Here is an 11,352-nt window from a genome sequence, read left to right as displayed (position 1 = left end):
ATCCTAATAATCTTAGAACGCGGATCCTACTATCACTTTATTAACTTGTAAATATATGTTCCATACTATAAAATCTAATAGTATTTATATTTTTCAGAAAAATAAAACAACATTTTAAACTTTATTGTATAATGTTGTAAAAAGATGTCGGAGGGATTTAATGTTACATAAAATATCTCAATTCACAATTAAGCTTTCATCCATTCTTTTATCACTGTTACTATTATTAAATTTACCTTATTTATTTATCACTCAACAAGGATTTACCTTTCAACCCATTTATTTTTTTGACCAGATCGTTACTCTGTTAAAACAGGTTTTCTCCCCTGAATCATTGTTGGTTATAGGATCAGACCCAAAGTATGGTCATTTAAAAACAACACCATTATTTCCAACTGTTTTAGAACCTTATCTATATTCATTTACTGTATTATTTGTAGCCTTTTTGCTTGCACTCTTTATCTCATCTAGCATGGCATTTTTTTATTTTTTAGCAAAAGATTATATAAAAAAATGGATAAACCGAATTGTGTTCATATTAGAAGCTGTCCCTGATATGATGATGATGATTTGTTTGCAAATCTTTTTCATATGGGTACTTCAGAAATTCGGAGAAGCTCCTTTCACCATTATTTCCTATAATGAAAATCGAGCTTATTTACTCCCTATTTTATCTTTATCTGTTTTACCTACATTACAAATGTTTCGAATGATGGTGTTATACATAAAAGAAGAACATGGAAAACATTACGTAGAGGTTGCATATGGCAAAGGCCTTTCATCAAGTTATATACTTTGTATTCATTTATTCAAAAATATATCTATCCACTTCTTCCACCATTTAAAAACGATTTTTGTTTTCTTACTTTCTAACTTATTCATTTTAGAATTCGTTTTTAATATGCAAGGCATTATTCAATTTTTATTTAAAAAGGCGTTTATTTCACCTCCAGCTGCATTTATCATACTTGTCATGATTATTTTACCGTTTTACGCCATTTTCCAAATAATCTCTCTCATCATGAATAAATGGCAAAAGCAATTGAAAGGAGCAGCTCTATGAAATCTATTTGGAAATCAAAACGATTTTTAATCGGCTTTACTTATTTATTCATACTTGTTTCAGCGAGTTTTATTTATAGCTGGTTCTTTAAAGATACCATTCCAAAAACTCCTCAGTTACTTTACAATGACAATAACGAATTACTTGGAAAGGCCCCCTTTCCACCATCGTTAATACCGCCTTTTGGATCTGATCGTTTTGGAGAATCTGTTTTCTTACAAATTATAGAAGGAGCAAAATTTACCATTTTATTAGCCGTGGCAATTAGCTTCTTTCGAATTTTATTCGGAACATGTATAGGAATCCTCTTAAGTTTATATGCTCCAAAATTCAAGAGATTTTTCCAGTCATGCTCAGAAGTTTTTTATTACATTCCTACTTTATTTATCGCATTTATACTCATCACGCCCGTTAATATTGTAATCGTATCAAATGCTGATAGATTAGATCCAAATATTTCATTTGCGTTTTATCAAGTACTCGTACTTATTTTCGTCGCTCTGCCCACACTTTCTTTATATATATCCTCAGAGGTTGATGAATTTATGAAAAAAGATTACATTTTAAGTTCCCAATTGCTAGGGGCTAGCCGTTTTCATATTATCAAAAAACACTTACGAGTCTTATTAGTTGATCGCTTATTTGTGTTATTCATGGAACATATCGTCCAAGCACTCATACTCGTTATCCATTTAGCGTTGCTTGACATTGTAATTGGCGGGATACAAATGCGGGAACTCTATGACGGAGTGCTCAAACCTGTTTCTCTATCTAATGATTGGGCAGGACTTATTGGATTAAATCGTTATGAAATGAATCTTTCATGGTGGATTATTTTTTATACTCTCGTTTCATTCTTTATTACGATTCTTTTTATTAAACTTATGACAATCGGGATTCAAGATGCACTGAAAGCAAGAGATTTACAAGCAGTAGCAATTCAAACCGTTCCAGATCATAAAAAATTTGTTAAAAGTAAAGATTCTTTTTCGTTTGCAGATAAAGTGAACCTTTAATCATTTCTCATTAATCAGCATTGATATTAAAAAAGCTGATCCTTGTTGAATGCAGGGATCAGCTTCTTTATGCCGTCTAACTTTTTTAATATCCTTTGCTAGACTCATATTCTTTATATTTAAAGTGAATTATTTACAATCACAATTATGCTGTTTAAAATCGATTACCATACGTCCTTGAATTCTACCTTGTTCCATTTCTTCGAATACATTTTGTACTTTATCTAGAGAACACGTTTGAACAACCGGCACTACCTTGCCTTCTGCACCGAACATGAATGCCTCCTCTAAGTCCTTACGTGTACCGACTAGAGAACCAACTACTTCAATTCCATCTAATACAAGTCGCGGAATGTTTAAATCCATAGTTTCTACTGGTAAACCGACTGCAACGACTTTACCACAAGCACGTACTGCATCAACTGCTGAGTTGAATGCTACTTTAGAAACAGCTGTTACTACAGCAGCATAAGCACCACCAAACTCATCTTGCACAATCTTATCAGCAGGACCTTGAGAAATTGGATTGATAGTCATATCAGCTCCAACCTCTTTTGCTAAGGCTAATTTATCATCATTAATATCTACTGCAATTACCTTTGCACCAAATACGTTTTTAGCATATTGGATAGCTAGGTTACCTAATCCACCACAACCATAGATAACGATAGGTTGACCAGGTTTAATATCTGATACTTTTATTGCTTTATATGTAGTTACGCCCGCACATGTAATTGATGATGCTTGAGCAGGATCTAATCCTTCTGGTACTTTCACCGCATAGTCAGCTGTAACAATACATTGCTCCGCCATACCACCATCTACTGAATAACCAGCATTCTTAACTTCACGGCAAAATGTTTCTCTACCAGTTACACAATATTCACAACGTCCACAAGATTGGAACATCCATGCAATACTTACACGATCACCTATCTTTAGTGAAGTAACATCATCAGCAAGTTTCGTAACAATACCTACACCCTCATGACCAAGAATACGACCATCTGTGTTTCCAAAATCATGATTTGCAACGTGTAAATCAGTATGACAAACCCCACAATACTCTACATCTACTAACGCTTCACCTGAGTGTAACGGACGTAATTCCTTTTCGATAACTTCAATGTTTGCTTTACTATTTTTATTAACTACTACTGCTTTCATATGTGATCTCCCCTTTAGTGTTTTAGAATTTTAATGAGTACATCTCAAAACTTCTGTCTTCACTGATTTGGCTAATCATTATGCCAAATTTAAATGTTCAATCATCATTACAGGTTCATCATAACATGTAATTTTAAAAGCTTATTGTTAAATATTGAACAATATTTGAATTATTAACCAAATATTTTCTTACTATATTTAAAGGAAAACTGAATTTTCATTCATGTATCGTTAATTAAAATTCTAGGTGCGGAGTATAAGACTCAATTAAAAAAGATTCTTAAAACAGAAAATTATAATCAGCAGATTTTCACAAACGACTATTGACCAATATAAAAAGCCCTTCAACTGAAGGACCTTTTATATTCGTTTCATCGAAATTGTTTCACGTATACTTTGTAAATTTTGCAACGTTTCTTCTTGGCGTTGTAACGATAACCCAACGTATAAAGTATCTAATAAACTTAACTGTGCTAATCTTGATGAACTGGCTTCTGTGCGGAATTCCGTCTCACGTGTTGAAGTATATAAAGTAATATTAGCAAGTTGACTTAATGCTGATTTCTGATAGCTCGTAATTGCAATAATGCGAGCTCCCCTTGCTTTTGCTACTTCTAACGCTTCCAGTAACCCTTTATTGCTACCAGAATGAGAAATTGCAATGACCACTGCTTCTTTAGTTAGTAAACCCGCACCCAAAATTTGAAAATGTGAATCTGTATGAGCAATACAAGAAATACCTGTTCTCATAAATTTATGATATGCATCCATCGCAATAATACCGGAACCACCATTTCCATAAAACTCAATACGGCTTGTATCTTGCAATACTTTTACCGCTTGCTCTAGTGCTGTATCGTTTAGCAAATGTAATGTATCTTGCAGTCCTGTAATATGCGAATGAAAAACTTTTTTAGCAACAGTTACCATGCTATCTTCCGCCGATACTTCTTCATGAATATTTTGCATTGGAGTATGTACAATTTCACGAGCTAATGTAATCTTTAAATCTTGAAACCCTTGAAAACCAAGGTGCTTACATAAGCGGAATATCGTAGCTTCGGAGCTATTCGTAACTTCAGCTAATTCTGTAATAGATTTATGTACAACATCTTGTGGATGTTTCAATATATGTTCAGCAATACTTCGCAATTTCGGTGATAAACCGTTTAACGAAGCCTGAATCTTTCCAAGCCCATTTCTTGTACCTGGCATAGCATATCTTCCCCTTCCATCGTAGCTTTATTGTACCTAATTATCGAAAGAAGAAAAACCTTTATTTGGCACTACTATAAATTGAAGTTTTAATTAGCGAGCTTATTGTACATCTCCCAATGATTATTATCCCGAAAATAGCGAGATAAATTTTAAAGGCTCCTATGTATTCTGTCGCAACATAGTACATAATTATTCAAATTTATTATTCCCTCTATGCTTCACCGCATATAATGCAGCTTGCGTACGATCATCTACTTCCAGCTTAGCTAAAACATTTGAAACATGCGTTTTTACAGTTTGTTCTGTAATATGAAGCTCTACTGCAATTTCCTTATTGCTTCTCCCTTTCGCAATTTCACGAAGTACTTCTTGCTCTCTTTTCGTTAGCATGGAAAAAGGGTTTTCTTTTTCTTTTTTGACTGCTGATCGTCCTAAGAGTGCTGGTGTTACTTTCGGGTGAAAATTCGCATTACCTTCCTGTACTGCAATGATAGAAGCAACAAGTTGCTCAGGTTGTACTTCTTTTAATTGATAACCATCTGCTCCAGCTTCTAGTGCTGGTAAAACATAATCTTGCTCTGAAAAACTGCTTAATATAAGTATCTTTATTGTCTCATCATATTGTTTTATCCGTTTTGTTGCTTCAATACCATCCATCTTCGGCATTGATAGATCCATTAATACTACATCTGGTCTTTTTGTTTGGACGAATATTAATGCCTCTTCACCATTTTCTGCTTCCCCAACAATTTCAAATTCTTCTCTCGTTTTCAAAAAGAATACAAGTCCTCTTCGAACGATATGATGATCCTCAACTAAAAGTAATTTAATTTTCAACCTTCTTCTCCCCTTCAAACCGGCAATTGAATTTCAATTTTCGTACCCTTTTTCAGCTCCGTTTTTATTTGAAACGATCCCTTCATTAACTGAATACGTTCCTTCATACTTTTTAAGCCGAGCGCTGTCTCTCTTACGTTATCTTGTATAAATCCTATTCCGTTATCCTCTATGTAAAAATATAGCTGGTTATTTTCTATTTTTAAAAGAACATTTACCTTTTCACATGATGCATGTTTTTTACAATTATGTATTGCTTCTTGACTAATACGCCATAAAACTTCTTCTATTTCATCCCCAATTGAAACCATTCCATCAATTCGAACTTCCACATGAATCCCTAACAACTTCCCGTAATTTTTAATTGCTTCTGCTAGACCTTTCTCTAATCCTTCCGGTCTTAATTGCCAAATTAAAAGTGTCATTTCTTGTAATGCTTCCTGTGATAATTCTCCAATATAACTTAACATCTCTTGCAAGTCTCTATCTTGCGTCATATTTAGAGTACCTTTTGCTGTTAGCATAATAGAAAATAACAATTGTTTTACTGAATCATGTAAATCACGTGCAAGTCGATTTCTTTCAGCTACCACTACGTATTTACGTTCTTTTTCCACTAACTGAATACGTTGTATTGTCGTTCCTATTTGAAATGCAATTGATTCTAATAATGCTAATTCTTCCTCTGAAAAATGTGTTTTTTGAGGCGAGGCCACAGGCCACATTTAATAGACCAAACTTCTCCGACCCAGACCTAAGAGGAATTGTCGCATGATGCGTAACATCTTCTGTCTCTCCCCAATTACATTCAATCGCATCCTCTATCCGCTTACATTCAATAATATTTGTTGCTTTTTCTAATCTCCCATTTACAAAACGCTCTACACACCAACAGTCTCCTTCACACATTGGCCTCTTTTCTTGCCACGTAAGAGCTGGAGGTAAGTTTTGATCTACAAGCATACGGTGCTTTCCACTTTCATCGATAAAGAATATCCACCCTGTTTGTAAATTCATAACTTGTAACAATGTATGTAACACTTTTTCTAACATGTCCTGTAAGTCTGTTGCTTCATTTAATAATTCAGCAATTGCTTTTAATGCTTCTAAACGATACATCTCTTTTTCTTCAAAGTTCATTTTCATCACCAACTACCATTATAACATTAAGAAATTTCTAAATTCTACAAATTAAAAAAAGCCAATTTCCTTTGGCTCTTTCTTTATCTCAATCATTTTATTATTATTTTTCTATCCAATGTTGGATGCAGAATTTTTGTTAACAAACTGTTCTACTTTAACTGTCCGATAAAGTGAAACTTTAATCAGTGGGGTTTTTCTTCATCCCCACTGATTATTAGTTGAACCAATCGGACTTTTATGGGCAGTTGCCCCCCCACCTAACTTCTTTGCTTTCGCTGAATTTTGAGGTGGGGATCTTACTGCCCATTAAAGTGGGGTAAAGATTGTCCAGCACGGGCATGCTGTAAGCTTTCAGCAGTAACGACCATATTGGCTGCTGGCATCTGCACTTGATTCTTATGGAACATAGACATCAATTCAAATCTTACTTGTCTAGAAGTTTCAAAATAATCTTCTGGCTTTATTAAACCTGTAATACAAAATTCATATCCAACATATTTAAGATTCGGATTTAAATCTGTAACACCAACATATTTAAATGGCTCAACAGCTTCATCCTCTACTTTATAAAGACTTGGAGCCAATTTTTCATTACAATTCACACAAACTTCTTCCAACAATTCCTTAACTCTTGTAGGATCTTCCTGATAACTTACCGTAATCCGTTCAATTACGCGCATCCATCCTTTATTAAAATTTTGTATCGTCCTAATCTCTCCATGTGGTATAGTTAGGAGTTTTCCTGACCATTCACGAATTTGCATAAAACGAATACTAATTTCCTCAATTGTTCCTGAATTTGTTCCGTTAAAAGTAACAAAATCGCCAACACGAAACTCTTTGTCCGCTAATCGCGCAAAGCCTAATATAACATCTTTTAGCATCTGTTGTGCAGCAAAACCGATAACAACCCCCGCTATCCCTGCGCCTGCAATTATACTTTTTATATCTACAAATTGGCTAATTAAATATATGATTAGACTGATGATAATGATATATCTAAAAATAGATCGGATCACACTTTGAATCGTTTGCTCTACCTCTTCATCAAAAAAGCTTGATTTCCTAAAAAACCAATCAATAATACGGTTAATTACAAATGAGATAATGATTAGAACTAAAGCAAATAGTAAAAATCTTAAAAGTAAAAACTCTCTTACATAATTAAAAAATTCTTCAGTATACGTTAATAAACTCATCCAACCACACCCTTAACTAATGAAAATTTCACGAAAAACTAATTTATTGTCATAACTTTTGATTTCTTTAAAACTTGTTACACTTTCTTCTATAAATATACCCTTTTTCATCACCTAAAGGGAGCTGACAATTGAAATTTTATTAAATGAATTTATTTTAAGACCTCAATACTTTCCTAAACAAAAAGTGAAATATTAACACAACGCCGAATTGTTCATTTAAAAATATTTTGACTCGCGGAGGTTACTAACAATGAGCTATAACGTAAAAAGAGACCTTTTTAAAGGCCTCTTTTTTTACTTTACTTCTGCATGTAAGCATGACTTAAAATGTCCAAGTGCAAATTCATGTCCTTGCGCATTAAAAGATGCAACCGCTTTTTCATAAACTACAATTTTAAATCCTTTATTATAAGCGTCTACTGCTGTGTGGAGAACACAAATATCAGTACAAACACCTACAAGATGAACTTCTTCTATTCCTCTTTCTCTTAACTTCATCTCTAAGTTTGTTCCTGCAAATGCACTATATCGTGTTTTATCCATGTAATATACATTCTCAGCACTTTTATATGTTTCATATACATCTTGCAATTCACCGAACAAATCTCTTCCCTTTGTACTAGCTATGTTGTGAGGCGGGAATAACTTTGATTCTGGATGATATACATCGTTTTCTTCATGTTTATCGATCGCAAAGACAACGTAATCTCCATTTTCAATATATTGCTTCGTTATATGTACAATTTCTTTCTCAATTTCTTGTCCTGGTTTCCCGCATGTTAAAGCACCTTTTTCGGCTACAAAATCATATGTATAATCAATATTAATAAGCGCTCGTTTCATAACTACTATCTCCCCTTCTTCTGTTTCACAGTAAACAATAGAAAATTTGTTATTACGACATCGTATGTACTTTTCGACATTTCAAATGAAATACCTATATTTTTCTCTCAAAACTTACCTTAATCCGAGTTTATCACAAAAAAGATAAATAGTGATAAAACAAATAGCTACTATTAACAAATCATGAATTTGATAATTGAATGTAATTTGAATGGCTTCTTGTATCGTAAGCCAAATTACTGACATCATTATACTAATCAATACGATACGAATACATCGATTCACACCTTCAATCTCTTTCTCTGCCATAGTAATAACAAGTGATTTCTTCCTATTTAATCGTATTAGAAAACGAAACAAGTTATTCACTATCACATCCGCTAGTCCAAACAAAAAAGTACACTACTTTTTGAGTAATGTACTTTTTATTCTTATTAAGACGCAGGCTTTGTCTCAAATGTTGCTTGATTAAAACTAATAACCTTTCCTTTCGGGTCATTGTTTTCATACTGAACTGCAGTAACCGTATGATTACCTGTCTCAAGCGTTTTTTCTTTTAATTGTACGGTTGTCTGTGTTGTACTAGTGACTTGATGTTTATCTGTATATACTTGATCTACAAATATAAATGTTTCTTTATCGTTTTGAAAATTAGAAAGCTCTAATTCAACTTGCTGAATTAAAGTATCCTTTTTGATGAACACAGCCGGTATATTGCCATTTTCAGAGGTGCCATCTGGAGTAATAACTTTCACTTTTCCTTCTCCGACTGACACTGCTCCTTCAGGAAATACAACTACATTCTCATTACTTGCGTTTACAACTTTTTCTTCCTGCTTTGATTGTGTACCCTCTTTTTCCTGTGGAGTACCGCAACCAGCTAGTAACAATACAGACAATCCAGTGATTATGAATTTTTTCAAAATTCATCCCCCCTGTCATTTCATTATAATTTATTATACAAAAATAACTTTTAAATTTTAAGACTACTTTCAACACTTTCATGAACAAATAGAATATTGCTCACGATTAATGTATCATACTTTCCTTAATAGAACATTAATTTTTTTTATGAAATAAATAGTAATTCCCTCTTATCTATCATTTTAGCCTAACAATTGAATTACATACCTACCCAAAATAAAAAGACATTGTTCATTCAATGTCTTTTTATTTTGGGCTTTAAAAAACAAATGTTGTAATCTCATCTACTTCTTTTCTTGGAAGTTTCTTCGGCTTATCTTTCGGAAAACCGAGTGAAATAACCATATTTATTTGTTTTTCAGGCTCAATTTGTAAGTATTGTCGTAGTTCATCTTGAGCTAACAATACTGGTCCTGTCATCGGACAAGTACCAAGTCCCTTCGCATGTGCAGCTAGCATTAAATTTTGTGCCGCTAAACAGCTGCTCTTAATTCCTTCTTCTTCCCAAACTGAATCTGGAACAAAAGCAATTGGATCAAAAATCTTTTCACGAAACTTTGATTCATATGGTGTGGCCAAACATACGATTAATACTGGCGCCTCCGAGAAAGCTGTCGCATATGGCCCGAAAGAACGTGTAAGTAATTTCCCTGCTTTCTCTTCTCCGTTTTCTGCCGCTTTTGCCGCAAGTTTATGTAATGCATCCCATGTCATTTGTTCAATTTCTTTAATTTTCTCTCGGTTCATAATGACCAAGAACTCCCAAGTTTGTGAGTTCGTATCACTCGGCGCATAACGAGCACAATCAATAATTTCTTTTATATCACTAGTGGATACTTCTTGTTCTGTGAACTTCCTAACACTTCGTCTACCGTGAATTAATTCTTTAAAATCTTCATAATTCATACATTAAATCCCCTTTTTACAGCGTTTTCAAATCTTGTCCTATGCTTGAATTATATCATGAAAAAAAGCTGGAGGAATACCAGCTTTTTTCTTCAATATTAGTTCGTAACTTTAAACAAACGAATACTTTCTTCATATGTAACTTGGAGTTTCTTTGTAATTGGTCCTCTTTCCCCGGTTCCAAACTGTTCATCACCTATTTGAACGACTGGGAATATTTCAAGTGGTGTCGCTGTGAAGAAACACTCATCAGCTTCATATACTTCTTGTAATGAAAATTCTCGTTCTTCTACTTCAATATGTAACTCTTTCGCTAACGTAATAACGAAGTGGCGTGTAATGCCGTGGAGAATGAAATTGTCAGCCGGATGTGTAATTAATTTATTATTTTTCACCATAAAGAAATTTGAATGACACCCTTCCGTTACAATTCCATCTCGTACTAATATTGCTTCTTGATAACCTTGTTCGTTTATTTTATTTTTAATCATAATATTAGGTAGCAGATTTAAAGATTTTATATGACAGAACTTCCAACGTATATCCTCTTCTACAGTAACTTTTATTCCTCGTTCCATAGCTGCAATTGGCCTTGGAAATGAAACTATATTTGCAAAATATGTTGGTTCCATATTTGATTCATACACATGATTACGTGCTTGAGCACCTCTTGATATTTGCAAATATACATTCCCATCTTCTTGAAAGTGATTTTTTTCAATCATTTGATATAATTCTTCCACCAACTCTTCCTTAGTAAACGGTGGAATTATTTTTATTTCTTCCATAGAATTAAAGAATCGTTCTAAATGTAAATCTAATAAATGTGGCTTCCCATCATATAGTCTGAAAACCTCATATATACCATCGCCAAATTGAAATCCTCTCTCCTCTAATGGAATCATCGGCTGTTCTTCCTTCGTATTTACCATTCTTCCGTTAAACAAAATCCAATCTTTATGAGTAGCTTTCATTTATTTCCACTCCTTTATTCCATGATTGGTTTAATTGTACAACTTATCCGCATCCAAAA

General features: G+C 33.6%; 11 protein-coding genes and 1 pseudogene. 2 read left to right on the top strand and 10 right to left on the bottom strand.

The window, feature by feature from the left end; translation table 11 throughout:
- Positions 1-160 precede the first annotated feature (160 nt).
- Both PDL00_RS08930 and PDL00_RS08925 read left to right on the top strand, forming a co-directional pair.
- Positions 161-1,063: an ABC transporter permease subunit gene (locus PDL00_RS08930; protein WP_063262783.1), complete on the top strand. Its 903-nt coding sequence runs from the start codon at positions 161-163 to the stop codon at positions 1,061-1,063.
- Complete coding sequence (locus tag PDL00_RS08925; RefSeq protein WP_071724082.1) at positions 1,060-2,079, top strand: ABC transporter permease; 1,020 nt, start codon at positions 1,060-1,062, stop codon at positions 2,077-2,079. The genes PDL00_RS08930 and PDL00_RS08925 overlap by 4 nt, the downstream gene beginning before the upstream one ends.
- Before the next feature lie 129 nt (positions 2,080-2,208).
- Here PDL00_RS08925 and adhP read toward each other — a convergent pair whose 3' ends face one another.
- The 10 genes and pseudogenes from adhP to dat form a co-directional block, all read right to left on the bottom strand.
- On the bottom strand, positions 2,209-3,246 hold the full coding sequence (gene adhP / locus PDL00_RS08920; protein ID WP_063262781.1) for an alcohol dehydrogenase AdhP: 1,038 nt from the start codon (positions 3,244-3,246) through the stop codon (positions 2,209-2,211).
- Positions 3,247-3,606: 360 nt separating this feature from the next.
- Entirely contained in the window at positions 3,607-4,461 is an 855-nt protein-coding gene (locus tag PDL00_RS08915; protein ID WP_270728616.1) for a MurR/RpiR family transcriptional regulator, read from the bottom strand.
- Between the two features lie 192 nt (positions 4,462-4,653).
- A complete protein-coding gene (locus PDL00_RS08910; RefSeq protein WP_270728613.1) occupies positions 4,654-5,301 on the bottom strand; it encodes a response regulator in 648 nt (215 codons plus the stop codon).
- A 14-nt stretch (positions 5,302-5,315) separates the two neighbouring features.
- Positions 5,316-6,420 (bottom strand): annotated as a pseudogene (locus PDL00_RS08905) (sensor histidine kinase).
- A 320-nt stretch (positions 6,421-6,740) separates the two neighbouring features.
- Positions 6,741-7,643 (bottom strand): mechanosensitive ion channel family protein, encoded by a 903-nt coding sequence (locus PDL00_RS08900; RefSeq protein ID WP_242252068.1) that lies wholly within the window; start codon positions 7,641-7,643, stop codon positions 6,741-6,743.
- 297 nt (positions 7,644-7,940) lie between these two features.
- Positions 7,941-8,489 (bottom strand): cysteine hydrolase family protein, encoded by a 549-nt coding sequence (locus PDL00_RS08895; protein WP_242252067.1) that lies wholly within the window; start codon positions 8,487-8,489, stop codon positions 7,941-7,943.
- Between the two features lie 114 nt (positions 8,490-8,603).
- Positions 8,604-8,858: a hypothetical protein gene (locus PDL00_RS08890; RefSeq protein ID WP_242252065.1), complete on the bottom strand. Its 255-nt coding sequence runs from the start codon at positions 8,856-8,858 to the stop codon at positions 8,604-8,606.
- A gap of 65 nt (positions 8,859-8,923) precedes the next feature.
- On the bottom strand, positions 8,924-9,412 hold the full coding sequence (locus PDL00_RS08885) for a hypothetical protein (protein WP_270728607.1): 489 nt from the start codon (positions 9,410-9,412) through the stop codon (positions 8,924-8,926).
- A 259-nt stretch (positions 9,413-9,671) separates the two neighbouring features.
- On the bottom strand, positions 9,672-10,319 hold the full coding sequence (locus PDL00_RS08880; RefSeq protein WP_242252061.1) for a nitroreductase family protein: 648 nt from the start codon (positions 10,317-10,319) through the stop codon (positions 9,672-9,674).
- Positions 10,320-10,417: 98 nt separating this feature from the next.
- Positions 10,418-11,293, bottom strand: a complete 876-nt coding sequence (gene dat / locus PDL00_RS08875) for a D-amino-acid transaminase (protein ID WP_270728602.1) — start codon at positions 11,291-11,293, stop codon at positions 10,418-10,420.
- Between the last annotated feature and the right edge of the window lie 59 nt (positions 11,294-11,352).

The sequence above is a fragment of the Bacillus cereus group sp. TH152-1LC genome (assembly GCF_027710505.1).
Lineage (GTDB): Bacteria > Bacillota > Bacilli > Bacillales > Bacillaceae_G > Bacillus_A > Bacillus_A mobilis.
Note: the sequence above shows the minus strand (reverse complement) of the source record. Positions and strands in the feature narration are given on the sequence as shown.